The 25,805-nt window shown below is 66.0% G+C and carries 25 protein-coding genes and 10 tRNA genes; 10 read left to right on the top strand and 25 right to left on the bottom strand.

The window, feature by feature from the left end:
• Window positions 1-353: 353 nt before the first annotated feature.
• Window positions 354-710, bottom strand: coding sequence for a hypothetical protein (locus M1R55_RS19870; RefSeq protein WP_249395157.1), 357 nt, complete (start codon window positions 708-710; stop codon window positions 354-356).
• Between the two features lie 353 nt (window positions 711-1,063).
• Here M1R55_RS19870 and M1R55_RS19865 point away from each other — a divergent pair, with 353 nt between their 5' ends.
• Both M1R55_RS19865 and M1R55_RS19860 read left to right on the top strand, forming a co-directional pair.
• Window positions 1,064-2,119: an AAA family ATPase gene (locus M1R55_RS19865; protein ID WP_249395156.1), complete on the top strand. Its 1,056-nt coding sequence runs from the start codon at window positions 1,064-1,066 to the stop codon at window positions 2,117-2,119.
• Between the two features lie 40 nt (window positions 2,120-2,159).
• Window positions 2,160-4,445, top strand: coding sequence for a VWA-like domain-containing protein (locus M1R55_RS19860; RefSeq protein WP_249395155.1), 2,286 nt, complete (start codon window positions 2,160-2,162; stop codon window positions 4,443-4,445).
• A 476-nt stretch (window positions 4,446-4,921) separates the two neighbouring features.
• On the opposite strand, the gene M1R55_RS19855 is transcribed toward M1R55_RS19860, so the two are convergent.
• From M1R55_RS19855 to M1R55_RS19830, 6 genes are all read right to left on the bottom strand, one after another.
• Entirely contained in the window at window positions 4,922-5,410 is a 489-nt protein-coding gene (locus tag M1R55_RS19855; RefSeq protein WP_249395154.1) for a GatB/YqeY domain-containing protein, read from the bottom strand.
• A gap of 86 nt (window positions 5,411-5,496) precedes the next feature.
• Entirely contained in the window at window positions 5,497-8,250 is a 2,754-nt protein-coding gene (locus M1R55_RS19850) for a TerD family protein (RefSeq protein ID WP_249395153.1), read from the bottom strand.
• A 418-nt stretch (window positions 8,251-8,668) separates the two neighbouring features.
• On the bottom strand, window positions 8,669-9,415 hold the full coding sequence (locus tag M1R55_RS19845) for a hypothetical protein (protein ID WP_249395152.1): 747 nt from the start codon (window positions 9,413-9,415) through the stop codon (window positions 8,669-8,671).
• A 35-nt stretch (window positions 9,416-9,450) separates the two neighbouring features.
• Window positions 9,451-10,440 (bottom strand): HD domain-containing phosphohydrolase, encoded by a 990-nt coding sequence (locus M1R55_RS19840; protein WP_249395151.1) that lies wholly within the window; start codon window positions 10,438-10,440, stop codon window positions 9,451-9,453.
• A gap of 226 nt (window positions 10,441-10,666) precedes the next feature.
• Window positions 10,667-10,963: a hypothetical protein gene (locus M1R55_RS19835; protein ID WP_249395150.1), complete on the bottom strand. Its 297-nt coding sequence runs from the start codon at window positions 10,961-10,963 to the stop codon at window positions 10,667-10,669.
• Window positions 10,948-11,259, bottom strand: a complete 312-nt coding sequence (locus M1R55_RS19830) for a hypothetical protein (protein ID WP_249395149.1) — start codon at window positions 11,257-11,259, stop codon at window positions 10,948-10,950. Before M1R55_RS19830 ends, M1R55_RS19835 begins: the two co-directional genes overlap by 16 nt.
• A gap of 68 nt (window positions 11,260-11,327) precedes the next feature.
• Between M1R55_RS19830 and M1R55_RS19825 the strand changes: the two genes are divergently transcribed.
• Window positions 11,328-11,810 carry a hypothetical protein gene (locus M1R55_RS19825; RefSeq protein WP_249395148.1) on the top strand — a complete coding sequence of 161 codons (483 nt, stop codon included), beginning with the start codon at window positions 11,328-11,330 and terminating at the stop codon, window positions 11,808-11,810.
• Between the two features lie 206 nt (window positions 11,811-12,016).
• Here M1R55_RS19825 and M1R55_RS19820 read toward each other — a convergent pair whose 3' ends face one another.
• On the bottom strand, window positions 12,017-12,553 hold the full coding sequence (locus tag M1R55_RS19820) for a hypothetical protein (protein ID WP_249395147.1): 537 nt from the start codon (window positions 12,551-12,553) through the stop codon (window positions 12,017-12,019).
• Window positions 12,554-12,765: 212 nt separating this feature from the next.
• On the opposite strand from M1R55_RS19820, the gene M1R55_RS19815 reads away from it, so the two are divergent.
• Window positions 12,766-14,001, top strand: coding sequence for a peroxiredoxin (locus M1R55_RS19815; RefSeq protein WP_249395146.1), 1,236 nt, complete (start codon window positions 12,766-12,768; stop codon window positions 13,999-14,001).
• Between the two features lie 78 nt (window positions 14,002-14,079).
• Here M1R55_RS19815 and M1R55_RS19810 read toward each other — a convergent pair whose 3' ends face one another.
• From M1R55_RS19810 to tnpA, 4 genes are all read right to left on the bottom strand, one after another.
• Entirely contained in the window at window positions 14,080-14,310 is a 231-nt protein-coding gene (locus M1R55_RS19810; RefSeq protein WP_249395145.1) for a hypothetical protein, read from the bottom strand.
• Window positions 14,311-14,398: 88 nt separating this feature from the next.
• Complete coding sequence (locus tag M1R55_RS19805; protein ID WP_249395144.1) at window positions 14,399-14,908, bottom strand: hypothetical protein; 510 nt, start codon at window positions 14,906-14,908, stop codon at window positions 14,399-14,401.
• Window positions 14,909-14,939: 31 nt separating this feature from the next.
• Entirely contained in the window at window positions 14,940-16,082 is a 1,143-nt protein-coding gene (locus M1R55_RS19800; RefSeq protein ID WP_249395143.1) for a transposase, read from the bottom strand.
• Window positions 16,083-16,481, bottom strand: a complete 399-nt coding sequence (gene tnpA, locus M1R55_RS19795; protein WP_249395142.1) for an IS200/IS605 family transposase — start codon at window positions 16,479-16,481, stop codon at window positions 16,083-16,085.
• A gap of 287 nt (window positions 16,482-16,768) precedes the next feature.
• Here tnpA and M1R55_RS19790 point away from each other — a divergent pair, with 287 nt between their 5' ends.
• From M1R55_RS19790 to M1R55_RS19765, 6 genes are read left to right on the top strand one after another with little or no spacing between them, the layout of a single operon-like run.
• The gene (locus M1R55_RS19790) at window positions 16,769-17,716 is read left to right on the top strand and encodes an STM4015 family protein (protein WP_249395141.1); all 948 of its coding nucleotides are present in this window, start codon (window positions 16,769-16,771) and stop codon (window positions 17,714-17,716) included.
• Entirely contained in the window at window positions 17,717-18,634 is a 918-nt protein-coding gene (locus M1R55_RS19785) for an STM4015 family protein (protein WP_249395140.1), read from the top strand.
• Window positions 18,631-19,734: an STM4014 family protein gene (locus tag M1R55_RS19780; RefSeq protein WP_249395139.1), complete on the top strand. Its 1,104-nt coding sequence runs from the start codon at window positions 18,631-18,633 to the stop codon at window positions 19,732-19,734. Before M1R55_RS19785 ends, M1R55_RS19780 begins: the two co-directional genes overlap by 4 nt.
• Window positions 19,718-20,518 (top strand): STM4013/SEN3800 family hydrolase, encoded by an 801-nt coding sequence (locus M1R55_RS19775; protein WP_249395138.1) that lies wholly within the window; start codon window positions 19,718-19,720, stop codon window positions 20,516-20,518. Before M1R55_RS19780 ends, M1R55_RS19775 begins: the two co-directional genes overlap by 17 nt.
• Window positions 20,515-21,831 (top strand): STM4012 family radical SAM protein, encoded by a 1,317-nt coding sequence (locus M1R55_RS19770; protein ID WP_249395137.1) that lies wholly within the window; start codon window positions 20,515-20,517, stop codon window positions 21,829-21,831. The genes M1R55_RS19775 and M1R55_RS19770 overlap by 4 nt, the downstream gene beginning before the upstream one ends.
• The gene (locus M1R55_RS19765) at window positions 21,822-22,781 is read left to right on the top strand and encodes an STM4011 family radical SAM protein (protein WP_249395136.1); all 960 of its coding nucleotides are present in this window, start codon (window positions 21,822-21,824) and stop codon (window positions 22,779-22,781) included. The genes M1R55_RS19770 and M1R55_RS19765 overlap by 10 nt, the downstream gene beginning before the upstream one ends.
• Here M1R55_RS19765 and M1R55_RS19760 read toward each other — a convergent pair.
• The 13 genes from M1R55_RS19760 to M1R55_RS19700 all read right to left on the bottom strand — a co-directional run bounded on the left by M1R55_RS19760 (window position 22,760) and on the right by M1R55_RS19700 (window position 25,721).
• The gene (locus M1R55_RS19760) at window positions 22,760-23,761 is read right to left on the bottom strand and encodes a DUF6745 domain-containing protein (protein WP_249395135.1); all 1,002 of its coding nucleotides are present in this window, start codon (window positions 23,759-23,761) and stop codon (window positions 22,760-22,762) included. The two genes, M1R55_RS19765 and M1R55_RS19760, sit on opposite strands and share 22 nt — an antisense overlap.
• Before the next feature lie 11 nt (window positions 23,762-23,772).
• Complete coding sequence (locus tag M1R55_RS19755) at window positions 23,773-24,069, bottom strand: hypothetical protein (RefSeq protein ID WP_249395134.1); 297 nt, start codon at window positions 24,067-24,069, stop codon at window positions 23,773-23,775.
• A gap of 8 nt (window positions 24,070-24,077) precedes the next feature.
• Window positions 24,078-24,488 (bottom strand): hypothetical protein, encoded by a 411-nt coding sequence (locus tag M1R55_RS19750; protein ID WP_249395133.1) that lies wholly within the window; start codon window positions 24,486-24,488, stop codon window positions 24,078-24,080.
• 180 nt (window positions 24,489-24,668) lie between these two features.
• Window positions 24,669-24,743 (bottom strand) — tRNA-Asn (locus tag M1R55_RS19745).
• A gap of 84 nt (window positions 24,744-24,827) precedes the next feature.
• Window positions 24,828-24,903 (bottom strand) — tRNA-Thr (locus M1R55_RS19740).
• 6 nt (window positions 24,904-24,909) lie between these two features.
• Window positions 24,910-24,981: transfer RNA gene (locus tag M1R55_RS19735), tRNA-Met, on the bottom strand.
• A 1-nt stretch (window position 24,982) separates the two neighbouring features.
• Window positions 24,983-25,057, bottom strand: a tRNA-Gly gene (locus M1R55_RS19730).
• A 6-nt stretch (window positions 25,058-25,063) separates the two neighbouring features.
• Window positions 25,064-25,139 (bottom strand) — tRNA-Arg (locus M1R55_RS19725).
• A 67-nt stretch (window positions 25,140-25,206) separates the two neighbouring features.
• Window positions 25,207-25,280 (bottom strand) — tRNA-Gly (locus tag M1R55_RS19720).
• Window positions 25,281-25,393: 113 nt separating this feature from the next.
• Window positions 25,394-25,470, bottom strand: a tRNA-Arg gene (locus tag M1R55_RS19715).
• Between the two features lie 3 nt (window positions 25,471-25,473).
• A tRNA-Lys gene (locus M1R55_RS19710) sits at window positions 25,474-25,549 on the bottom strand.
• 3 nt (window positions 25,550-25,552) lie between these two features.
• Window positions 25,553-25,628 (bottom strand) — tRNA-Ile (locus tag M1R55_RS19705).
• A 15-nt stretch (window positions 25,629-25,643) separates the two neighbouring features.
• A tRNA-OTHER gene (locus tag M1R55_RS19700) sits at window positions 25,644-25,721 on the bottom strand.
• Window positions 25,722-25,805 lie beyond the last annotated feature (84 nt).

The raw sequence follows: 25,805 nt of genomic DNA, 5'->3' as shown, positions 1-25,805 counted from the left end.
CGGGTTCACGCCACCGCTGTCCAACATTGGCATGAGTGGAATACCACGGCGCCGTCGATAGCCCTTGAACTGAACAAAACGAGCCACGGAGCAGCCCAGCCACACCAGCCTATGCCACCCCTCTCCCCCACGACGAGGTTTCCTGAGCAGGTGACCTTAGCCATCTCGTCTCAGTCAACGGTATCGAGGTTTGTGTGGAAACGGCCGGGGCCGGGGTTGGTGTCTTTGGGCTTCAGGTTATCGACGCTTGGCGCCATGCTGGAGACAGCCGGCAGTCTGCGGGAAGCGCTGGGCTTTCTTACCCATCACAGGAGCCTCCTCGGCCCGCTCCGCCTCCCCAGTCATGTTGAAGCTCAGTCGTTGCTGCTGGAGACCCCTTCGGTGGCCGCCGCGCCAGGCACCTGCATCCCGCGCAGTGCCGAGAGCAGCTGCACGCCGGTCACGGTCTCGACCTGCTCGACCATGCCCAGGATGTTGCGCCCAGTGTTCTGCATCGCGGACTGGGTCGCCTGACCGGAGCCGGAGTCGAACACGCTCAACTTGTCGATCCGAACCGCGCGCGCGGCCTCGGCGAACTCGTGCACCAGTCCCGGGAGCATGTTCAGGATGTAGGCTCGCTCGCCGCCCTGCTGCTCAAAGGTACTCATCAGCACCGCTACCGCCTCGGCCTTGGCTGTTCTGTAGCGGAACGACACCAGCCGTCTGATCATACTGAGTCCAATGCCGACCTACGAGGGTGGCACACCTTTGAGGAAGATAGCCTGCATGAGGCCTGGGAGGCAGGAGGGGCCGTCACTTACCTCCTGGAAGGCCAGCTCAATCACTCTTCATGAAGGACACTTCATTCCCCCATCCCGCGAAGTATTCGAGTATCTAGTGCGACTGGCCTACGCCGGAATGCACTGACGGGAGCTGCAGTGGAGGTGAGAGAATAGCCCTTTCTGGGAGCCAGTTATTCAAGGCCACCGACCGTGAGGGTTCACTCCGACATCCACTTGACCTGACCGAACTGAGCCCCGCCGCACCTGAGGAGAAGACATTGAACCTGGACCATATTCCTGCCGTGGACCACGACGGCCTCAAAGACCTGATCGTCGGCATGGGAACCGTGCAGACCATCATGATCTGGGGACCGCCTGGTGTGGGCAAAAGTCAGCTGATTGAGCAGTTCGCCGTTGACCTGGGCATGCACATGAGCCTGCTGCTCGGGTCGCAGATGAGCCCTGAAGACCTGGCGGTGCCCTTGATTGACCCAGCCAGCTACACGACCAAGCTCTGTCCCCCGGCCACGCTGATGCGCCAGGAGCCAGGCGTGGTCTTCATCGACGAGCTCAACGGCGCGGAGCCGGATGTCATGCGCGCCTTTTTCCCGGTCATCAACGAGCGGCGCATCGGCGAGCACCACTTTCCTCCCGGCACGGTGGTCGTCTGCGCCGGCAATCCCACCTCGCACAACTCCGTGGCCCGCCCGATTCCGGCGCCCCTGATGAACCGCATGTACCACGTGCAGCTCAAGATCACCTCGACGCGGGGATGGCTGGACTGGGCTGCTGGAGCCGGCATTCACCCGCTGATTCACGAATTTATCGCTGAGACGGGCCTGAAAAGCCTGTTGGGCAGCAGGCCTGGAGACGACGATCAGATTGCCACGACCCCGCGCAGCTGGGAAATTGCGTCGCGCGCCGTCTATGGTTGGGGGAGCGCGGCCATGAAGAACGAGGGCACGCGTGAGCATGCCCACCTGTTGCAGCGGATCATCTCGGGCGCTGTGGCGCAGAAAGAAGCCGAGGAGTTCGGTGCCTGGCTCAGCCGCCGTTCTCAGGGCATCTCTCTGACCGCCATCCTGCGCGGCGCGGAAAAGCTGCCTGACCCCAACACGGATCGGGCGCTGGTGGCTCACCTGATCGCGCTGCTGCGTGCCCGCCTGGGGAGCGAGTTGCCCCGCCTTGAATCCGACCTGCGCGGTGAGGCGCGAACGTTCGTCGATCAGGCCACGTACTTGATGCAGCAGCTCTCGGGAATAGCCCCGGAAATGGCCGCCTCCCTGCTGAGCGATCAGAAGATTCCCGCCTGGTTCTTCGACCGGGTGATGACCCGTATGAGTGCGGTGGCCAACTGAGCCGCTTTCTGCTGCCTGAACCCATCAGAGGACGTGTACCATGACCCGCCTGACCATCTGGACGCCTCCACCGGGATTCCCCAGGCCCATTGATCCGCGCACCGCCAGGGTGGACATGGATGGGCTACTGCTGCTCAACCGAAGCTGGCGCGGTGAAGTCGAGCAACTGGACGTGGGCCAAGCCCTTATGGGCGCACGCCCTGCAGATCAGGGTGCCCCGCTGCTGGTCAGTGCCGCGGGCTGGATCTACGTCGACCCGGTTCGTCTCCACACCTCGCTGACTTCCAACCGCTTGTGGTGGATGTACCTGGCACAGATCACGACCGCTGCCCTTGAACTGGAGCTTCCCCGAACCGCGGCGCAGTGGATCGCGGGCGAGTTCAAAGCTCTTGGCGTCAGCAGTTGGAAGGAGGCAAGCAACGAACAGCCCGAAAAGCTCACGGAATTGCGCCGCCTGGCCTCTGCGGCCATGGTGGTGGTGGCCGATGGAGAGCTGCATGCCAGGGGCCGGTGGCTCACAGAAGCCGACCTGGAGACAGCGACCTGGAAGACGATGCTGCGCCCAGACCTCGGGCGTATGGGTTGGAAAGACGCCCTGAAAGCTGTTCAGAGGGGCGTCTGGACCCTGGAGGAGATTGAGCCCTGGGGCGCGTCGCTTGATGTCTCGGGTATTGTTCCCGACGCAGGTATTGACGGCGCCTCCACTGGCCTCAAGGAGCAGCTCAAGCAACTGCGGCGCTCCCTTCAGGGCCAGGCCCGCAGTGCGCCGGCCGAAGTTCCTGCTTTTCCCCAGCCCACCGGACGCCGCGGCGTTCAGGTGGCGCTGCCTCTGAGTGACGGGCGGCCCGAATACAACGCCAGCTGGCCCCATGAACACCCTGAGATTGAAACGCTCTGGACGCGCGCCGCCGAGACCCGCCGCAACCGCACCGCTGCAGCGCTGGCCTATCAACTCGGGGACGCGGCCCGGAAAGCGGCGATGCAGCGCGCCACTGAACGCCTGAACCAGTCCCAGAACGGACGAGCACAGGAAGTCAACACGGGCCTGATGCGCGCCATGGAGGACCTGTCCAGCGCCCTGCGGCCGGTTCTGGCGGGCGTGCGCGGCAATCAGAACAACGGAGCCAATGAACGGCGGGTGGACAACGTCCTGGTGGCCTGGAGCCAGGTCGGGCAGGACATTCCCCATCTGCGCCCCGCACTCTCCGAACTCCAGCTGGAACTCGATCCGGTGCGCTGCATGCGCCTGCGGGTTCAGGGCATGGCCCTCGATCCCGAGACCAGAACCGTCTATATCAATCTCGGGGCTGGCCTGGAGCGCGAACACCTGCAGTACGGCATTGCCGAACTCGCCCTGCACTTGCTGCTGGGCCACCCAGCCCGCGGCGCCGACAAAGAGCCGGAGCTGTGGAATCTGGCCTGTGACCTTCTGCTGGCCGGCTGGCTCGAAGCCATGGCCTATGGAGAACGGCCCGACCACGCGCCGTACCATCCAGTCCTCTCCAGGCTGTCCTCGGCCGAAGCCATCTACCTGCGGCTGCTCGATGATCCCACGCTGGCCCGCCGCATGGCGTCCCTGCGCGGCGGCGGTCTGCCCGACATGCTTGGCCCCGGTGAGGACGCCGCGCGCGCGCTGACTGAAGACGAAGACCGCCTCTGGCGCGAAGCGGCCGCGAGCGGCATGGCGGAGGCTGACGCGCTGCGCTGGACGGGCACCATGCCTGCGGGTCTTGAGCGTGAACTGCGTGAACGTGCGGCCAGACCCATTCCGTGGCGGCCCGCATTGCAGGCGTACCTGGGCGAGATCGTGCCGCGCCGCGCCCGGCGCCGCACCTTTTCCAGGCCGTCACGGCGCAGCTCCCTCAATCCCTTTGAACCCAGAGCCGGCCGGGGGCGCGAGGAGCCTGGACCCATGCACGCCCTGATCTTGATCGTGGACACCTCGGGGTCGATGAGCGACCGCGACCTGAATGAAGCGCTGGGCGGCGTGCGCACGACGGCGCAGGTGCTGGGCATCGACCGCATCCGTGTCCTGGCCTGCGACGCGGGCGTCACGGATCACGGCTGGCAACACCCCTGGCGCGCGGGTGACCGCCTGACGCTGACTGGGGGAGGGGGGACGTCGCTGATTCCGGCTCTGCAGCTCGCAGAACAGCTGGCGGGTGAACCCGACGGGGTGCACCCGGATACGCCGATGCTGATCGTGACCGATGGATTGTTCGAAGACCGCGTCGCTCCGCAGCGTGAACACGCTTTTCTGATGCCGCCGGGCTGTCGCCTGCTGTTCCCCACCCGCGCGCCCGTGTTCACCGTCCGTGTGGAGTGACGGCGCGCTGAAGCTCGGCAGGTGGAACGGTCCCTCATGGGCCAGACAGAACAGGCACCAGGTGATGAAGCAGGCGTCCTGCCAGGTGCTGGCGAGACCACTGGCGTTGACCGGGCGGAGGGAGGTTCAGGCTTCATCACCGTCGCCGGTGTGCCTGAGCCCAGCGTGGCAGGAACGGGCCACCCGGCCCAACGGCCCGTCTGGGGGCTGGAAGTGATCCTGACACGACGCACCGTTCGAGCTGGGCGGCGTTGCCGCAATCGCCAGATGATCGATTGGTGCGGCAGTGGAGGGAAGGATACGCAGGGGTACCGCCTGGGTGTTCGGCACAGGAGGGGTGAACCTCAGATCGGATTGATCCAGGCCACGCGATCTGGGATCAGCACAGATGCAGGAAGTGGCGCCGCTGAACAACAGAGCAGGAAGAATGGGAACGCCGGGACTCCTGGTGTGGGCCCCGGCGGATGGGTGCTGATTTACCTGGGAAGCAGGGCTTGTCTCGCCAGTCGGCTGGCTGCGCTGCCGTCGTACTGGCCCGCGTGGTCCATCTTGAGAACGTTCATGACCGCGCCGATGTTGTCCGCGCCGCTGGCCACTGCGCGGGCAATCACGCCCGCGAGCTCGTCCTCGGACATCAGCGAGGCGGCTTTCTCGGCGTCCTGACCTGCTTTGAGCGTGAGGATTTCGTCGTTGAGCGCCTGCAGGATCGGCAGCTCCTGGCTGGTGGTCGCCGTATCGCGCCCCAGGCGGGTCAGGTCCTGGAGTTCTTTTTCCAGTGAGGTGCGCTGCGCGGTGGTGACAGCGGCAATCAGGTCGATCTGGGCGGTGCCCGGCTTATTCTTGGCCTGGGTTTCGGCGTCGCCCAGCACCCGGCTCAGGACGGCGGCAGTGGCGGCCGAGTCCGCGTCTGTGCGGGAGGCTTTGCGGGCTTGCAGGTGGCGGGCTTTCAGGGTGTTCAGGTCCATGGGTGTGTCCTTTGGCTGAGCGGTTCAGCCCGGTACGAAAAGGGCCGGGGATCTTCTCCCGGCCCGCTGGCGAAAGGGAGAGAAGCTTAAAGAGTATCGAGCAGACCGCGCAGTCCGTGTACGGCGACGCCACTGGGCTGAGTGACTCCGTGCCGCAGCGTGATGACGGTGTCCCCCGGCTGCAGGGCGCGCTGCGGCTGATCGGTGATCAGCAGGCCCGGGCCCGCCTGAACATCACCCGCGGCGTCTGCACCCTGGATCCGCCCTTCAGCGCGGTCCATCAGGGCCAGCTGCACGCGCCGGGCGAAATCCTCGCGGCTCTCACCTTCAGCGCGGATCCAGTTCTGCTCGCCGCAGCGAACCTGGGCGGCGCGGGCCAGGTGAGGCGCCACCAGCAGGGTCAGCGGCATGCCCTGGCCGGCCTGGGTGATCTGCAGGGCCAGGTTGTTCATCGGGTCGCCCTCGATGACCTGGTAGCCGCCGCGGTCTCCCGGCAGCTCGAGAAAGATCACCTGCTCGTGGCCAGGCTCCCGCAGGTCAATGGCCAGCAGGGTGCATGACGTCTGCTCGCCGCGCAGCTCGAACTTCAGGCGCACGGTGGACAGGTCCATCTCCTGGGCGCCCCCCCGCGTATCCACCCGGCTCATCAGGCCGCACGAGGCACGCTCCATCTGCGAGAAGGGAATAGAGGTGAACGAGTAGACCGAAGCGATGACCAGGGTGGCACCAGCCTTGCGAAGGGCAGCGAGATCCAGGTCGATGTATTCGGTCGCTCCCACGGGCAGCGGCGCGCTGCGCAGGTCGCCGGAGTGCACCATACCTGGCTGGCGCAGCGAGCTGAAGGTGCAGTGCGCGATTTCCTTGCCGCTGGCGTTGTAGGCCATGGCGGACAGGTCGAGGTCAATGGAGCCGGCGCGTTCTTTTTCGGCCCAGTGCATGAACAGGCGGGCAGTCGTGGCGGGAGCGGCGCCTTCCGGCGTCAGCGGGAGTGTGCTGCCTGCCGCGAGTCCTTCCAGGCCGCCGGATGAAGCGCGGGCCGAGGCGGCCACGCGGACGCCCAGCACCTGCGGGTCGATCTCCAGCAGGCCCAGTTCAGAGGCCTCGGCGCCGCGGCGCAGCAGCTCATTTTCGAGCAGGTTCTGCACCTGGCCGATCAGGCTGCTGTGCAGCACCTGGCGGGTGTCGCCCAGCCCGCGCACGGTGGCCTTGCCCCGCGAGCGGAAGGAACGCGCGTTGTCCGGAATGGCCCGGCGCTCCACGTGGGCGTGCAGGCCGGCGACCATGGCGGCCGTCATGCGCGGGGCGGCGCCGGTGAGGGCGTCCAGGGTCGCTGGAGCCTGAGCCTTGCCCCGGCTTTCCTCGCGCAGCAGGCGGTCGAGGCTGCGGCCCAGCAGACCTGAACGGATGGCGAGCAACTGAGCGGCGTCGCCGATCTGGCCGTTGCCCATCGCCAGTTCCACGCCGCCCATCAGGCTGCGGGCGCGGTTCTCTTCCCCGGGGGTCTGCTGCGCCACAGTGCGCGCCAGTTCGGCGGCCTGAGGATGCAGCCGGCCCAGGTGGGACACCTTCCCGCCCGCGGCCAGCAGACCCGCGAGGGCCGCGGCATGCGGGTAGTGGCGCGCCCACTCGTGCACGTGCAGCTTGCGCAGCACGCGCTTGAAGGCTTCGGCGTGACGGTGCACGGCTTCCCAGGCCAGGGTCTGGCCGCTGACGCCCTGGGCGGCCAGTTCGTTCAGGCTGCTTTCCAGGGCGCTCAGAATGGCGCGGCGCTGAGGACGGCTCAGGCGCGGCACGCGGACGTGGGGTTCGAGCAGGCGCTTGACCGGGGTGACGTTGTACCCCAGGCGGACGAACGCCTGACCCAGCACGCTCGTTTCCTGCTCGATGGGCGCGCGGGCCAGGGTGCCGCTGCCACCGCCCCACACGTCCAGGACACGCAGGAGGTCTGTGGGCAGCAGGCCGAGGCCTGCCTGCAGCTGCGTCAGCATGCTGGCGTCACCCGACAGGGCAATCAGCTGTCCCGTCACCAGGGCGCGTACCTCACGCTGCGGCATCCCGCGGGCGACCAGACCAGCCATCAACCGCTCCGGAGTAACCCCTTCGTCCAGCAGAATCTGCAGCACGGTGTTCAGGTCGCTGCGCTCCTGGTCTGAAGGAGGCGTGGACGCGGCAGCCAACTGCTCCAGCGCGCCCTGGAGAGCCGTCACCAGGGCGTGGCCTACGGGGGCCAGATCCACACCGCGGGCCGGCAGAGGGCGGTCGGCGCGGCGCATGTGATCCTTCGCGGCGGCCCTGAGCATGTCCTGTGCGTCGCCCACACGCATGTGGCAGATGGCGCAGGCACCCTGGGTCGCGGAGCTCAGAATGCCAGTCGCGCAGGCACGCGTTCTTTGCGGGCCTTTGTCGCCCAGTGCCGCAGTGCCCCAGGTGCCGGGCAGGACGTTGAGGTCCTGACGAATGGCGCAGTGCTCCGCGTCGTCAGCGGCCAGGCCGTACCACGCGGCCAGACGCTCCTGGAACAGGGCGCCGGTATCCGCCGTCTGGTGAAGGGCAAATTCACGCAGCTGCGGTAGTGAAGGTGCGTCACCACGGGCATCACGCAGGGCCTGCACGCCGTACGCCAGGGCGCCGCGGCGCGCATCGGGGTTGGCCGAGAGCAGCGCGTCGATCAAGGCCGGCGTCGGCAGCGCGCCGGTGGCCAGGATCTCCCCGACGACCTCTTGTCCAGAGGGCCGCTCAGTGCCCAGCTTGGCAGGCAGTTCGATCACGCCGAGGACGCGCAGCAGCGTGGCGGCGCGGTTCAGGGGGGTGAGAGCGGTCGTGGGTGCAAGGGTCGTCATGGTCATTCCTCCAGGTCAGTTGATTTTTCTCGTGTTGTGACAGTCAAAAAGAGTGGCAGCGCTCCTGCTGTGGCGGGGAGGAAGCTGCCAGGTGGTCGAACAGAAAAGGGCTGGAAAGAGGGGACGCGAAAATAGATTTTCAGTCTGGGGTAGAAGGATGCGTCTCCAGGGGGCCAGCCCATTAGGAGAGAGACAGAACAAAGGCCCAGAGGGCGAACAGGCGGGATTCTTGGATGAAGGAGAAGGATGCCTGTTCAGGATGCCGGGCACGGGAGAAGGTTGATTCGAAGGGAACCGGACAGCAGGATGCGCGTTCAGGGAGCCTGCTCAACACGTGAAAAGAAAGCTGCGGAAAGCAGGCAGGCGAATTTTTCGTCAAAGGAAGAAGGATGCCTGTCCAGGGCGCCGCAGCGCTGGATCAGAGTCTGCCTGATCCAGCGCTGGCGGGAATCCGCCAGATGTCGTAGCCGTGTCTAGGTGGTCTGATCACTGCGATCCGGACGAGCGGCAACTCATGAATGGTGGTCGAGGTTTTTCCCCCAGTCGACCGGTGCGTTACGGCCCGGCTGAGGGTCGTCACCCACTCGCCGTTCTGGACACGCACGCCCCGCACGGGCAGACTCAAGGCGGGCGGGCTGAACCTGTTCGGTGCCCACGCGACGATCAGGCGGCCGTTCTCCCCCACATGCACGCCGCGCACCTGCCGGCTCTGCAGGCTGCCTGGTAGATCTTCGGCCAGATCAAAAGCCCACAGGAGCGGCATGGGCCGGGTGGGACGGCGGCGCAGGCTCTCCAGAATCCACGGCGCACTGGAGGCAATCAGGCACAGCGGCGACAGGTCCATCAGGCGGTCCACCGGATGGGTGTTCGGTTCGATCAGCCCGCCTGTGAAGGTCGCCAGGCCGATGCCCAGCATGATCCAGCGCAGCATCAGGTGGGTTTCGAGACCCAGCAATTGCCCGTACACGGCGTCCAGACCCCAGCGGGGATGCTGATGGGCAAAGCGCCGGACGGTGATCACCGCGCCGGCGAGCAGCAGCACGCTTGCCAGCAGGGCCAGCGGCACCGACAGGGAAAGCGGAGGACGCCCGAACACCACGAAGGCGGCGAGCGCGCTGCCCACCCAGGACAGCGAGAAGGATGTCCACAGGGGATGGGTCCACATCAGATGCACGCTCCAGGGGTCAGTCGCTCCAGGGGTCAGTCAAGGAAGAGGGTCAGGAAGGCGTCGACGACCTCAGGGTCAAATTGACGCCCCCGCTGGGCCGCGATCTCAGTCAACGCCGCGTCCTGCGTCCAGGCGAACTTGTAGGCCCGGTCGCTGGTCAGGGCGTCGTACACGTCGCACACGGCAAAGATGCGGGCGAGCAGTGGAATGTCCGTGCCTCGCAGGCGGTCCGGGTAGCCGGTGCCGTCCCAGCGTTCATGGTGTGAGCGGATCACGGCGAGCGCCTCGCGGGGGAGCGTCGGAATGCGGGAGGCAATCTCATGCCCGTTCACGGCGTGGGTCTGCATCATGGCCCACTCGCTGGCGTCCAGCGGGCCGGGCTTGAGCAGCACGGCGTCCGGGATGGTGAGCTTGCCGAGGTCATGCAGGCTGGCGCCGTGCTTGAGTTGGGCGAGTGTTTCGGGGTGAAGGCCGAGGGCGGCGCCGAGCTGCATGCTGAACTGCATCACGCGCAGGGTGTGCCCGGACGTTTCGAGGTCGCGGGCTTCCAAGGCGATCCCCAGGCCCAGCAGGCCGCCCTCGAGGGTGGCCTGCAGGGAGAGGTTCAGCGCTTCGAGGTCCTGCTGGGCGCGTTTGAGTTCCGTGATGTCGGCGATGACGGCCACCACCGAACTGGGCTCGCCGCCGGGGGAGGGCAGCAGGCTGACTCTGGACCGCGACCAGATGATCTCGCCGCAGGGGCGGATATAGCGTTTTTCCAGGACGGCCATCCTCGTTTCTCCGCTGATCACCGATTGAAGGGCGGCCACGGTGCGGGTGATGTCGTCTGGATGGGTGACGTTCAGGACGCTCTGTCCAGCCAGCGCGTCAGCGGGAAGACCAAAGAACGCTGCGCCGTCCGGGTTGATCCGGCGGATGGTGCCGTCAAAAGCAATTTCGAGCAGGCCCACTCCAGCATGCTCGAACAGCAGCTGGAAATCGAACGGTGCCTCAGGGAACGGGGTATTCAGGGCAGTGGTCATCCGGGTACGCCTCCATCTGGGCGGCCCGAGGTGCGGCGTGAAGAGCTGTTCGTCTTCCCCATGAGTCCGGAGTCTATGAGGAGGACGCTCACAAGTTTCTTGCGCCTGGAAGATCAACCCCGTCTTGAGGTGCTCACTCTGTTCAGGCGGCAGGCGGCAGCATTATGCCGGTCTCTCAGAAGTTCGTGCTCTGTGAGGCGTTTTCTTCAGCCGGTGGCCGGTGGTCTCAGGCGGCGCGGGGGAGGGCCGCGCGGGGCCGGACGACCGGCCCGCCGTGATGGTCGCGGTCCTTCCGGCGCAGCAGGGTTTCACGCAGGGCGCTCAGCGCCTGGCTGATCTCTTGGTGCAGGCGTGGCAGGTCCGACAGGCACAGCAGGCCGTACGCCAGCAGCACAGCGGCCATGACCGGCTCCGAGAGGAACGGGGAGATGAGGGCCAGGATGGGCAGGATACCGAGAGACCAGCGGGCCGGCTTGCTGCGGGCAGACTGGTCTTCAAGCCGGTCTTTCAGGCCGGCGAGCACCGGCGTAGGACAGGGAGAGGCGTCAAGTTCGCTGGCCGCCTCACTTCACTGATCCAGCTGGGCCTGGGGTAGAGGCGCAGCATGCGTGGGGCGAGCAGCAGCGCCGCGCAGGTGGAGAGCAGAACCCAGCCCATGGTGGCAAACAGCAGGGTCTTGTCCCCCATGAGTGCACTGCCGGTCAGGACAGCCGTGGAGACGGCGGTGAACATGGACATCCAACTCCACCAGCTGTGGGTGCCCTGCACGCTGCGCAGCGCCAGCGCGAGGGCCTGATCTTCAGTGAGGGGCGTGGTCATGAGGAACTCGAAAATACCCCGGGTACGGTCCTGTCGCCGGGTGATCCCGACATGCGATGCTGCGTCTTATGGTTTCCCGTCTGCTCGCTGTGCTGTTCCTCCCCGGCGGTGCCCAGGCGACCACGCCCCTGTCCGGCGTGATCATCATTGCTCATGAACGGTCGGACACAGCCGGCAAGACGTACCTAAAAGCCAACTGCAGGACCAATTCCATCCTGATTCATGCCCGGGGCGAGCTGTGGTCTGCAGCGGATGCCCGGGCGAACCTGGGACCGCAGGTCGCGTACGCCTGGGACGACGGGTTCCTGGAGGAACTGTGGATTTCCAGGGTTCAGCAGCCCCGGGCGGCGGACGGCAGCCTGGTTCACAGGCCGCGGGTGCTGAACGTCCGTGATCCGTTCGCTCTGGCGCAGCAGGCCCGGCTGACCCGTGCACGCTGGCTCAAGGTGCAGGTTGACAAGGTCAGCGGCCAGCGCATGACCCTGTTGTTCGATGGCCGTGAGCTGCGTGCCGGTCTGGAGGTGCACCCGGAATGCCTGGCTGCGCAGTGACGCCTAATGGTGCACGGCGCCATAACCTGAACCGTTGACCAGGGGGCCGAGGTGACATGCCGCGCTCCCCGGTGGACGGAAGGGACTGAGAAGTTGTTCGAGTCGGCGTACATGCCGAAGCTGTACGCACTGCTGCAGTTGTTGGTGAACTTCACCCCAGCGGCGAGGTCAGGCTCCGCACATGATCTACAGCGTCTCAGCTGCGTTCAGGCGTTCGTTCCGGGACTGAATTTCGCGCAGTGCGGGCAGAAGCCGTTCATCTCGCTGTCGAGCCGCCTGAAATGCGCGCCGCTGCAGGTTCCGGCGTTCGTTCCGGCCTGAAAGCAGGCCCATTCGTGCGTGCAGGTCGCTGCGTAATGGATCCAGGCATCCCGCAGGGCGCTCATGGTTTCCACGCCTGCCTGAGCACGGTACGCCTGCGAAGCCCGGGCCACAGCGGAGCCTGCCTCATGGTGCGGCAGAACCCTGGGTTCTGGAGCGGGCAGCAGCAGGCTTCCCCAGAGGTCCGCCAGGCGCGTGAGGTTCTCGAAGGTGCCGTTGTTGCGGTACTGGATCGACGCCAGTTGAAGTGGGGTACTCAGGTGCCGGTAGGGGGCCGCGCTGCTGGGAACAGCTTCGATCAGCCCCAGGGCGTGCCGGGTGAGTTGCACGGCGGTCAGTGCGGCAGCGTCGTTCCGCTGGGTGACGTCATCAGCACTGAGCTTGAGGACGAACCGGGAGGCCTGCGGGATCGGGGGGGTCATGGAGGGTCTCCTGTAGAGGCAGCGCGTTGAGCAGAGGGATGGTTGTTCAGAAACGTGCCTGACGTGTTCTGATGCCAGAGAGTTCTGGCGTGGCGTGGTCGGGTCAGAGCGCTTGAGCGGCTGGGATCGTTCCCTTGAACATTTCCTGAGACGGCGGGGGGTGTGCAAGATGCCCTGCAATTGCCGGGTCTCATTTCCCCCTAATTTGGGCTGTGTTAATCGTTCCTGCTCTCCAGGCCGTCACTCAGGCCGCCGAACAAAACGAACCCACTGTCCTTCAGCTCGCGTTTCCCGATCCAGGACTCACCACCTCGGTGCAGCTCTACGGCGGCCAGGTGATGGGCATTCGCAGTCCCTTGTTGCCCGCATGGAGTGTGTCGCTGACCCAGCACGGCGTTCATCCCGCCACCGTGGCTGAAGTTCAGCAGCAGACCAAGTCCCTGTTCGGCGCGCTGTCGCTGCTGATCGAGCGGGGGTACCTCACCTCCGCTGACGTGACGGCGATCTACCGTCAGCGGGTGGTGTCCGCCCTGCTGCCCCTGGCGTGGCGCAACGGCACCGTGCAGACCAAAACCTTTCCGGGCGCTTCGCCGCCGCCCACGCTGCACAGCTTCAGCGCCGCCGAGGGCGTGCAGGCGGCCCAGCTGCATGCCGAGCAGCTGGGAACAGCCGAGCGGGCGCTGCGCCCCTCAGACCGGTTTGATGCCTCTCCATTGGGGACGCTGCCCAGCGGGTTGGGTGAGCCGGCCCACCGGGTCTACACGGCCGCCTTGCGCGGGTTGACCCTGGGCGAGATGTCCGAGCGGCTGGGCCAGCGCTGGGACGTGTTGACCCGCAATGTGGTGCATCTCCAGGGTCTGGGCGTGCTGCGGCCCGCTGGCACAGCCGTTTCCCGCAAGGCGGCGCCGCAACTGATGGCCGGGCAACTCGCTCCTGATTTTTGCCTTCCCGCCCTGGGCGGCGGGGAAACGCGGCTGAGCGACCTGCGGGGCAAACCCGTCTGGCTGACCTTCAACCGCCAGAGCACCTGCGCGATGTGTAACCCCCACCACGCCCAGATCATGAGCCTGCATGGCCCCCTGGCCGCCCGCGGCGTGCAGATGGTCAGCATCTGGGGCAGCACCTTACCTGATCTGAGCAGCGGGATCGGCGCGCTGGGCCTGCCGTACCCGGTGCTGGCTGACCCGCACGACGAAACCTATGACCGGTACGGCCTGAGCATGAGTCTGACGGGCACGCTGGACCTGCGCAACCTGCCCACGATGATGCAGGGCTTCAAGATGATGGGTGTGGGGGCCCTGAAAAGCGACGGCGAACTGCTCCGGATGCCCGCTGAATTCCTGATCGGTGCGGACGGCCGCATTGAGGTGGCCCACTACAACAGTTACGGGACCGACTGGCTCCCTGTGGAGCAGGTGCTGAAGTGGTCAGCCGTGCGGGACGACTAGGTTCGGGGCCTGGTGCCGGGTGGCCGCAGCCTGGTCTGGTTCACTTGGTCAGCGGGCAGCAGCCCTGCCATGAATCCATCAGGGGTACAGGTCAAACCCTGCTTCGGTCAGCAGCTGCTCCAGGCGGCGTTTGGCCGAATGAATCTGCGGCATGGTTTCCGCTTCGAAGTATACCTTGATTGGACGGCCAGTTCGGGCCTTGCCGAAGTCCCAGGTCACGTCCCCCTCACCTTCACTCAGTTTTTGCAATGCGGCCTTCACGGCCTTCTCGGGTATCCCAGCATGAATCGCCATATCGTCTTTCAGCACGCGGTCAGCCTACCAGAACGGCCCCCGCCGCCCGGAACAGCGGCACCTGTTGGGGGGCTGGCCGGAAGGGACCAGCCCGGTGTTCTGCTCAGTAGGCTTTCAAGCGCCCGTGTTTGAAAGGACCGTCGTCTGCGGCCCAACCGGCACAGGCCTGATCCGCGTCTGCGTTGTAGCCCTGGATGCGCAGTTCTCTGGATTTCTCGCTGAGCGCGGTACTGACCTGACTCAGGGCGTTCTCGAAGTTCAGCACTTCCTTCATTTCGGTCAGCAGTTGAGACGCCACCTGGCCCATGTCGTGGGGCGTCAGGGGTTCTGACGGGTGTCCCGTGCCCGTGACGGTGAAGTAGGTTTCGTCCAGCACCTCAGCGAGGGCCGTATGGACCAGGTCAGCGGTGAGGCCGGCCAGGCGCTGAAGTGGCAGGGTCAGCGTGATGGTCAGGCCGCCGTCTTCAGGGAGCAGCTCGGCGCCCAGCCCGCGCAGCATGTCGTCGCACCAGGCGCGGCTCTCCTCGTCGTCGCCGCTTTCTCCTTTGAAGCCCTCCACCCAGTTGCGGTGATCCGTCATGCGGTCCTCGGAGAGGTGGGTGCTGACGCGCACGCGGGGCGTCTTCTCGTTGACACTCCAACAGCTAAAGCAGTTGGATTCTCGCCGCACGCATGACGCAACCGTCTACGTTCAGCGGCAAAGGGTCTGCCCGACCCAAGATGTTCAAGGCGGCATTATGGTCAGCATTTGCCGTGTGGCCGCAGTTGCAGCATACAAAGCGTGACTGGCTCACTCGGTTGGCTTTCTCGGTATGCCCACATGCATGGCAGCGTTGCGAGGTGTACCGGGGGTCTACCGCCTGTACCCGCTTCCCGGCGCATTCTGCCTTGAAAGCGAGGATTCCAAAAAACTGTGCCCAACCGACATCATGAATGCTGCGGGCCAAATTGCCCCGCCCCATTCCTCCAACATTCAGGGCTTCGTGGGCAATCAGGTCATGCTCCCGAACCAATTTCAGAGCCACTTTGTGATGGAAGTCTAGCCGCTGGCGGCTGACTTTCCGGTGCAACTTGGCCGCACGCTGCACCGTTTTTCTTCTGCGCTTGCTGCGCTTGTTGGGTTTACGCGACACCGAACGCTGAGCCACCCGCAACTTTTTCATGCTGCTCTGAAAAAAGCGGGGGTTATCGTGGAACTCACCGTCCGAAGTGATGCAAAAGTGCATGGTTCCCACGTCTACGCCGACGCTGCTTCCTGTTTTGGGGAGCGGTTGAGCGTCTACCTCACAGACGTAACTGACGTACCACTCCCCGCAGTCATGGATGACGGTTGCGGTCTTGAGCTTGCCTTCCAGCGGGCGACTCAGGCGCAGCCGGAGATTGCCGATCTTGGAGAAGTACGCGGTGCGTCCATCCTCGGCCACTGAGAAGCCCGATTGGGGATAGGTGAACGAATCGTATCTGTCTCGGCCCTGAAAGCGAGGGAAACCCGCTTTCTCCCCAGCCTTGACGCGGCGGAAGAATGCCTTGTACGCCTTCTCAAGGCGCTTCAGAACGTCTTGCAAGACTTGGCTATAGACGCCCTTGTATTCGGGCAACGCCTCCTTGATTTCACCCAGCAGGTTCGCTTGGTCATAGTAGTTCCGGGTGACTTTGGCTTTCTTAAATGCCCCAATCCGTTCCTCTAACGCGCCGTTGTACAACTGACGGCACAGCCGGAGTTGATTGAGCAACTCGGCTTCCTGCGTCTTGGTGGGGCTGAGGCGGTAACGAAAGGCTTTCAGCATTCAGTCCCTCGTCTTTTGCATGGCGATATACCGTTCAACCATCGCGCTACTGATGACACCCGCCGTAGACACGAAATAGCTCCGTGTCCAGAGGGCGGGCAAGGTGCTGAGGTGCGGGAACTCCTGACGCAAAATCCGCGACGTATACCCCTTGAGGGCGTGCATCATTTGGTTGGGGGCCGTGTTCGGATCGGCGGCCACGAACAGATGAACGTGGTCTGGCATGACTTCAAGGGCCAGCACATCCCACTTCAACTCGGTACATTTTTGCAACAAAAGTTCTTTGACTCGCGCTTCCACCGCACCCACCAAAACCTTCCGACGCCGCTTCGGAATGAACACGAAGTGGTAGTTCAGCAGGTACACCGAAGTGTTGGCGTGTTTGTACTGGTCTGACACAACCACAGAATGGCAGATGGGTGGGTCAGCTGCAAGCAGCAACTAACACGGCGGCGCTTCCGCTCTGTCCACCCTACGGGTGGCTGGGTTCTGCATCCAACGGTTAAAACCGTTGGTTTTCCACCCAGACCCTTTTCTATAAGGACGAAAACCCGTTCTCCTGAGACGTTCGTCAACCAACCCATGGCCAGACCTGTGCTGACGCTCCAGCTGTGCGGGATGTAGACCTTGCCCGTGGCCACCCGAATGCTGCCCGCCTGTGTGTCGGCGCCCAGTAGACTGCAGCCATGGCCGCAATGAGTCGCAGGTATGGCACCACCGAGTCCTTTGGTGGGTTCGAGGTGGTGCAGTGGACCCCCGGCGACCCTCTGGGAGATCCCGACACCCAGATTCACCGCCTGAGCACGGACTATGAGGGCGACCAGACCTGGGCCGAGCTGCTCGGCCTGTACCTGCAACAGCCGGGCGCCGCGCAGATGCAGGGACTGGTCGTCGGTTACTGGTCCAACGATATTCTGATGGACGCTGACCCAGACAGTGAACTGGTGCAGCCCCTCCTGGCCGCCGCGCCGCACCTGCCCCGCATGTGCGTGCTGCTGATCAACGACATTTCCTCGGAGGAAAGTGAGGTGTCGTGGATCGAGAACGCCAACCTGACCCCACTCGTTCACGCCTTCGCGCACCTCACGCACCTGGGCATCCGGGGAGGCAACAGGCTGGAACTGCCGGACCTGAGGGCAGCGTCGCTGCAGACCCTGATCATCGAGGCGGGCGGCTTATCGGCGGAACTGGTGCGGCAGGTGATGCAGGCTGACCTGCCGGAGCTCAGGCATCTGGAGCTCTACCTCGGCACCGAGGAGTACGGCGCGAGCAACGCGGCAGAGGACCTGACGCCGCTGCTGGACGGCCAACGGTTTCCGGAGCTCCGCTACCTGGGCCTCAAGAACAGCGACCACCAGGACCAGATCGCGCAGATTCTGGCTTCAGCGCCAGTGGTGCGGCAGCTGGAGGTGCTGGACCTGTCGATGGGCGTCCTGACGGACGAGGGGGCACAGGCGCTGCTGGACAGCACCCAGCTCGGCCACCTGAACCGCATCGACCTCCACTTCCACTGGCTGTCGGACGGCATGGTGGCGCGGCTCCAGGCCTGGGCCGCCGCGCAGGGAACGGAACTCGATGTCTCTGGTCAGCAGGGCAGCGAAGACGAGTGGCGCTACGTCGCCCTGGGAGAATAGATGACCATCAGTGAGCATTTAACGTCGTTCGGCGGTTTTGATGTGGTGGCGTGGACGCCGGGTGAGCCGCTGCCCGACCCGGCCACGACCATCTGCCGCCTCAGTGTGGAGTGGGATGAGGCCCAGTCCTGGGAAGAGAAATTCAGCGCGTTTCTGGCGCTGCCGGGCGTGGAGGCCACCCGCGGCCTGGTGGTGGGCTGGTGGAGCACCGACGACAGCGAGACCGAACCGACGGCTGTCGTCGAAGTGCTGGTGGGCGCCCACGCCCGCCTGCCCGGACTGCAGGCGCTGTTTTTCGGCGACATCACCTACGAGGAGAACGAGGTGTCGTGGATCATGAACACGGACCTGTCGCCGCTGCTGGCCGCGTATCCCAGCCTGCAGCATCTGGGGGTCCGGGGAGGCAACAACCTCAGCCTGGGGCAGCTGGACTCCGGCAACCTCCAGACGCTGATCGTTCAGGCAGGCGGCCTGCCGGTCAGTGTCGTGCGGGAGGTGATGACGGCGCGCCTGCCGAACCTGGAGCACCTGGAGCTGTACCTGGGCACCGAGAATTACGGCGCCGACAGCAGCCCCGCAGACCTCACGCCGCTGCTGGACGGCCGCCTGTTTCCGAAGCTCCGCTACCTGGGCCTCAAGAACAGCGACCACCAGGACGAAATCGCGCAGCTGATCGCGGACGCGCCAGTCCTGGACAGCCTCCACACCCTGGATCTGTCGTTGGGCACGCTGAGCGACGACGGCGCCTCGGCCCTGCTGGGCAGCCAGCGGACGCGCCGCCTGACCCGGCTCGATCTGCGGCACCACTACTGCACGCCGGAGCTCTCGGCGCAGCTGAAGCAGCTGGGCCCCGAGGTGGACCTTGGGGACGACCAGGACCGGGACGATGACTGGCGCTTCGTGGCCCTGGGCGAATGAATGCCGCTGATCTGCTGCTGATCGCGCCGCCCACGGGCCGCCGCGCCCGCGCCTTACAGGCCTCTCTCGCCGGGCCGGGCGGCCCCGAGGTGCGGGTGGTGCCCTACTTGGACCTGTTGCGGGGCCAGGTGCGTCTGGAAGACCTGGTCCGCCCGGGCACCGTGGTCCGGTTCGACTCGCCGGGAGAGGACCTGGACACCGAGCAGGAACTGATCCGGCGCGGCGGCGAAGAGGCCGGAGACCTCGCGGGCGGCGAGCTGGCCCCCACGCACGCCTGGTACGCCGGATTTGCCGGGGCGCTGCGCGAACTGGAGGCCCAGCTTCAGACCTGCGCGCCGCACCGGCGCATGCAGCGCACCGAGCACCTCCTGGCCATGTTCGACAAACCCGCCACCCACGCCCGGCTGGAGGCGGCGGGCGTGCCGGTGCCGCCCGCGCTGCACCGGGTATCCGGCGCAGAAGACCTGCTGGCACAGGCGCGGGCCCGCGGTTGGTCGAGGGTGTTCGTGAAGCTGGCCTACGGCTCGAGTGCCTCCGGCGCGGTGGCGCTGCAGTGGAGCGGCGCGCGGGTCGCCGCCGTGACCACCGTGCGGATGGAGCGAGGCCGGCTGTACAACTCCCGGGCACTGGTGCGTTACAGCACCTGGCCGGAAGTCCACGCCCTGATCGACGCCCTGGCCCGTCAGGGCCTGCAGGTGGAACGCTGGCTGCCCAAAGCCGACTTCGGGGGGCGCACCATCGACCTGCGGGTGGTGGTGATCGGCGGCCGGGCCCAGCACACCCTGGTGCGGTCGGCCCGCGGCCCGATCACCAACCTGCACCTGGGCAATGAGCGCGGTGACCTGCCGGCGCTGATCAGCGCGCTGGGAGCAGACCGCTGGGGGCAGGTGCAGCAGGTGGCGCAGCAGGCCCTCGCGGCGTTTCCAGGAGCGCTGTACGGCGGCGTGGACCTGTTGCTGACTCCCGGCTTCCGGCGCGCGGCGGTGCTGGAGGTCAATGCCTTCGGGGATTACCACCGCGGCGTGCTGTTCGGCGGGCTGGATACCTATCAGGCCGAACTGCAGGCGCTGCAGGAGGACCAGCATGCTGCCTGTGCGTGACCTGATCGGGCAGGTGGACGTGGTGCTGCTGACGCTGGACAGCCTGCGGCATGATGTGGCGCTGGCGGCCCTGGAGGCGGGGGAGACGCCGCACCTCGCGGCCCTGCTGCCCGGAGGCCGCTGGGAGGAACGGCACACGCCTGCCAGTTTTACCTACGCCGCGCACCACGCCTTTCTCTCCGGTTTTTTGCCCACGCCGGCCCGGCCCGGCCGTCACCCCCGGCTGTTTGCCGCCGCCTTTGAGGGCAGCCGGAGTACGCGCGAACTCACCTTCGCCTTTGAGGAAGCCACCCTGCCGGCGGCCCTGGCAGCGCGGGGCTACCGCACGGTATGTGTTGGCGGAGCCGGATTCTTTAATGGCCAGACAGCGCTGGGCGCGGCCCTTCCCGCCCTGTTTCACGAGGCCCACTGGTCCCCGGCGATGGGCGTGAAGAACCCCGGCTCCGCCGCCGTCCAGACGCGGGTCGCGGCCGAACGCCTGCGCGCACTGCCGGAGAAGGTATTCTTGTTGTTGAACGTGTCTGCCACCCATACGCCCACGCATTTTTACGTGCCAGGCGCGCGCCGCGACTCGCCCAGCACCCAGCGGGCCGCGCTGCGCACGCTGGACGCGGCCCTGCCCCCACTGCTGGCCGCCCTGCAGGCCCGCGGGGACGCCCTGCTGGTGGTGTGCGCCGACCACGGCACCTGCTTTGGAGAAGACGGCTACTGGGGACACCGCCTGGCCCATCCGCTGGTGTGGACGGTGCCCTACGCCGAACTGCTGCTGCGGGGGCAGGCATGACCCTCACCGCGCACCTGCAGGGCGGGCCGTATCAGGCCTACACCTACGGGTACCCGCACAAGACGGCCTACCGGCTGCTGGACCCGCCGGTGCCGCTGCAAGACGTCTGGGCCGCCGAGGACCGGCGCAACCTCTTTCTGTACCTGCACGTTCCGTTTTGTGAGATGCGCTGCGGGTTTTGCAATCTGTTCACGCTGGTAGGCGCGCCGCAGGCCCTGGAGGCCGCCTATCTGGACGCCCTGACCCGGCAGGCCCACGCCGTGCGCGGCGCGCTGGGAGACGCATCGTTCTCCCGGATGGCGCTGGGCGGCGGCACGCCCACCTTCCTGGAGGCCGGCGAGCTCGAGCGGGTCTTCGACCTGCTGTCCGATGTGTTCGGCGCGCGCCCGGAGACCCTGCCCACCAGCGTCGAGTCGTCCCCGGCCACGGCGACCCGCGAGCGCCTGCAGGTGCTGGCCGAGCGGGGCGTCAGCCGCGTCAGCATCGGCATTCAGAGTTTCGTGGAAAGCGAGGTGCGCAGCGTGGGGCGCGCGCAGCGCACCGCCGAGGTACACGCGGCTCTGGCTCAGATCCGCGCGGCTGGCATCGCCAACCTGAACCTGGACCTGATCTACGGTCTGGCGCACCAGACGCCGGACACCTGGCTGCATTCGCTGCGTGAGGCGCTGCAGTGGTCGCCGGAAGAACTGTTCCTGTATCCGCTGTATGTGCGGCCCCTGACCGGCATCGGCCGCCTGGGACGCACCTGGGATGACGAGCGGCTGGAACTCTACCGGCTGGGCCGCGATTTCTTGCAGGCGCACGGCTACGTGCAGACCTCGATGCGGCGGTTTCAGCGCGCGGCGTTGCCGCTGGGCAGCGAGCCCGAGTACGCCTGCCAGCTGGACGGCATGGTGGGGCTCGGCTGCGGGGCACGCTCCTACACGCGCGGGCTGCACTACTCCAGCGAGTACGCCGTCGGCGCGGTGGGCGTCCGGGACATCCTGCAGGACTTCGTGGCCCGGCCAGACGGGCACTTCCAGCTGGCCACGCACGGCGCGCGGCTGAACGCCGACGAGCAGCGCCGCCGCTTCGTGCTGCAGTCACTCCTGCACGTCACCGGACTGAGTTTTCCCGCCTACCGGGCGGCGTTCGGCTCCTCGGCACTGGCGGATTATCCCCAACTCGGGGAACTGGCCGCGCAGGGCCTGGCCCACCAGAGCGGCGCGGCGCTGACCCTGACGCCCGCAGGTCTGGAGCTCTCCGACGCGCTGGGTCCCTGGCTCTACTCTGCGGCGGTACAGGGCCTCAGTGAGGCCTACGCATGGCGCTAGCGGCCCCCCTGAGCATCCTGTACCGCGGGCCCCTGAGCAGCTGCAATTACGCCTGTCCGTACTGCCCGTTCGCCAAACACACCGAAAGCCCGGCCCAGCATCACCACGACGCCCAGGCCCTGACCCGCTTCACCGGCTGGGTGGCGGCGCAGACCTGCGCGCTGTCGGTGCTGTTCACGCCGTGGGGCGAGGCGCTGGTGCGCCCCCGTTACCAGCAGGCCATCAGCGGGCTCAGCCGGCTGGCCCACCTGCAGCAGGTGGCGATTCAGACCAACCTCAGTGGCCGGCTGGACTGGTTGCAGGACGCCGACCGTTCGAAGGTGGGCCTGTGGGCTACCTTCCATCCCGGGGAGGTGAGCCTGGAGCGGTTCCTGGGGCGCTGCGCGGAGCTTGACGCGTTGGGCGTGCGCTACAGCGTGGGCGTGGTGGGGCACAAAAGCCATTTTGCCGCTCTGGCCGAGTTGCGCTCGGCCCTGCCCGCACAGGTGTACCTGTGGGTCAATGCCTTCAAGGGAGGCGCCGGACCGGGCACAGGGCAGGGGGGCAGTTACTACACCGCCGCCGACTTGGCCTTTCTGAGCGCCATCGACCCGCTGTTTGAGGTCAACACCCGCCACTATCCGGTCCGGGGGCAGAGGTGCGGGGCAGGGGAGAGCGCCATCAGCGTGGACGGAGACGGCACGGTGCGGCGCTGCCATTTTCTCGAGCGGCCGCTCGGGAACCTGTACAGCGGGTCGCTGGAGGCGATGTTGCAGCCGCGCGCCTGCACCCGGGCCCACTGCGAGTGCCACATCGGCTACGTTCATCTGCCGCAGCTGCAGTCCGCCGAGATCTACGGCGCCGGCCTGCTGGCCCGGATTCCTGAGGGGCCGCAGTGGGCAGACCCGGCCGCGTACCTGGAACGGGCCCGGCAGTTGATGGCCGGGCCTCAGGCTTCGGCGGCCGGCTGATACCTCGCCGGGTCGTCGAAGCCGGCCAGCCACGCGGAGGCGGCCTGCCCGGTCCGGATGGTGGGCGGCACCCGCAGCACGTACCCCCGGCCGGTGGACGGACAGGCCACCTGAACGGCCACGAACGGCTCGTCTTCGGGCAATTCGACCCGCAGCAGCCGCCGCTCCCCGCCCGCATCGAGGTCCTGGTCGATCACCTCCGCCCGGACGTCTTGCAGAAAGCGTTCGTAGCCGAGCCGTTCCATCATCACGCGCCGCACCTCTGTGTTGGGCTGCGTCAGAATCTCGGCGCCGCTCAGGGACCCAGGTTCGAAGGCCACCCGTTCGTCGATGCGCACGCCCCGCCAGCGCAGCGAAACGCGCTGCCCGTCCGGCAGGGCGCTCAGGCCGCTGCCGGCCACGTCGAGCCAGCCGCTGATCCGCAGGCTGGGCGGCAGGGCCGTGATGCCCCGGCAACCGGAGACGTCCAGCTGGGCCACCTGCGTCAGCCAGTCCGGCAGCCGGTCCAGAGACAGGCAGTCGCGCACGCTCAGGTGCCCGTAGCGGATCTGGCCCTGCTGTGGCCAGTGGCGCAGCGCGTCGCAGCGGTTGAGGTTCAGGAAGCAGACGTCCAGTCCCTCCGGCAGCCGGTCCAGCGACAGGCAGTCTTGCAGGTTCAGGGCCCCCACCGACAGTCCGGCCGGGAGGACCTGCAGGTGCGTGCAGCCGTCCAGAGTCAGGCGGAAGACCACCTTCAGGCTGCTGGGGACGCAGGTGATCGGCAGATTCTGGGCAATCAGCTCACCGACCTGCAGGTTCTCGGGCAGGCTGGTCAGGCCCGTGCCGCTGACGTCAAGGGTGTCTCCGCGCAGGCCCGCCGGCAGGTGGGTCAGGCCCAGCTCGCCGCTCAGATCGAGCTTGCCGCGGAAGGACAGAGGAGCGGTGACGCGGCCTGCCAGCAGCCGCGTCCGCGCCTCATGGGCAGGAATGACGTCCGGCACGCTCCCGGCCATCAGTCGATCACCCGGCGGATGGCCTGCGGACTGTACTCGCGCTGCATCCACACCCGGTAGTCACCGCGCGGAAGGGTGATGGTCCGGTGTTCCTCGTGAATCAGTTCAGCGCTCTGTGCCAGCACGCGCACGTAGGTGTCCAGGCCCGCTTGATACAGCTGAACGGTCGCGGGATCGCGGAAGCGGTGGCTGTGGCCGGTCACCTCTCCCCGGGCCAGGACAGTACCCGGGCGTGGCAGTCCAGCTGGCAGGTAATCGACGCGTTGCACCAGAACGTCTCCATGGCGGTAAAGCATGCTTCCTCCTAATCCTGCTCGTTAATTATGTTAGCAACATAACACATCCTGCACAGGATGACAATTGCGTTGCCTTCACCGGTTGGAATCAGCAGGAGCCGATGCTCCCTTGCCTGAACTGCTTGTGAGACGGCGCGTGGATGGTTGAGCAGCATGGTGACGATCAGGGCGGCGCAGGGAATCACCGCCACGCCGAAGTTGTTCGAGCCGGACAGTGCCGTGAGGATCAGCAGCCCAGGAAACATCCGGGCCGCAAATGCGGGTCTGGTCCACCAGAGCAGGGCTGAGACCAAAGTCATGAAGACGAGCGGCCATGGAATCTTGAACATGCCCACACTGCTGAACAGCAGCAGGCTGGCGCCAATGCCGAGCAGCAGTCCAGCAGAGCGCTGCAGGGGCAGGGTTGACAGAATAGTCATCTCATCTTCTGAACGCTGACTCAGAGCGGTGGTGAGTGCCGTGGTGCTTGGCCCTGAACAGCGGCCTGGGTGGTCTCCATCAACAGACTGATCTGTCCAGTGTGATGGTACCGGTTGAGCCCTGCCAGATAGGCCGTACGGTCCTAGAAAAAAGACACCCAGGAACAGGTGTCTTTCTTTTGGCTGACCAGCCTGGGCTCGAACCAGGGACATTCCGCTTAACAGGCGGGCACTCTACCGCTGAGTTACTGGCCAAAAAAGTGGTACAGGCGGAGGGTTTTGAACCCATGACGTTCGGGATGTGACACCGACGCTCTACCGCTGAACTCCGCCTGTAGATGGAGCCTCGTGAGGGACTCGAACCCCCAACCCCCTGCTTACAAGGCAGGCGCTCTACCGATTGAGCCAACGAGGCGTGTGATACGGACGACAGGAGTCGAACCTGTGACATCAGCCGTATGAAAGCTGCGTTCTACCGCTGAACGACGTCCGTGTGGAGCGGGGTAAGGGACTCGAACCCTTGTCGTCAGGTTGGAAGCCTGGCATGCTGGCCGCTGCACCAACCCCGCGTCGAAAGCGCCTGGAGGGATTTGACCCCCCGACCCGCTGCTGAGAAGGCAACTGCTCCAGATCCGGCTGAGCGACAGGCGCGCACTGGAAAGAAGGCGGTGCGCTGTGGAGAGCGCGTGGGGCTATCTAGAAAAGTCCGCTTCGGACCTGGAGCAAGGAAGGAGGTTCGAACTCCTGCGCCGAGCCTGGCAAGCCCGTATGCAACCGCTACATCATCCCTGCGTGGTGTACCTGGAAGGACCCCCGCCTCCGGTCTTTCGGTTCGTAGCCGGACGCTCTATCCAGCTGAGCTACAGGTGTGTGGGAACTGCTGTGAACGTTCCTCCTGGTAGAGGTGGTGCACTGAAGAGGACTTGAACCTCTGGCCTCAGACTTCGCAAGCCTGCGCTCTATCCAACTGAGCTACCAGTGCAGATGGTGCCCCCTGCAGGGCTCGAACCTGCGACTCGCCGCTTAAAAGGCGGCTGCTCTACCAGCTGAGCTAAGAGGGCGGGTGGTGCACAGGGAGGGAGTTGAACCCACGACCTCCCGCATATCAGGCGGATGCGCTACCAGCTGCGCCACCTGTGCGTGGCACGGTAAAAGTGGTGCCTCTTGCAGGAGTCGAAGCTGCAACCCACTGACTAAGAGGGCCAGCTGCGCTCCCAATGGCGCCAAAGAGACTTTGTGGTCTTGCGGCGCTCAGGCCGTTACGGGTGTTCTTCCGGTGACGGGCCGTCCTCGCATGGTGGGAATTCGGACGCGCTT

It is taken from the genome of Deinococcus sp. QL22 (genome assembly GCF_023370075.1).
In the GTDB taxonomy this organism is placed as follows: domain Bacteria; phylum Deinococcota; class Deinococci; order Deinococcales; family Deinococcaceae; genus Deinococcus.
Note: the sequence above shows the minus strand (reverse complement) of the source record. Positions and strands in the feature narration are given on the sequence as shown.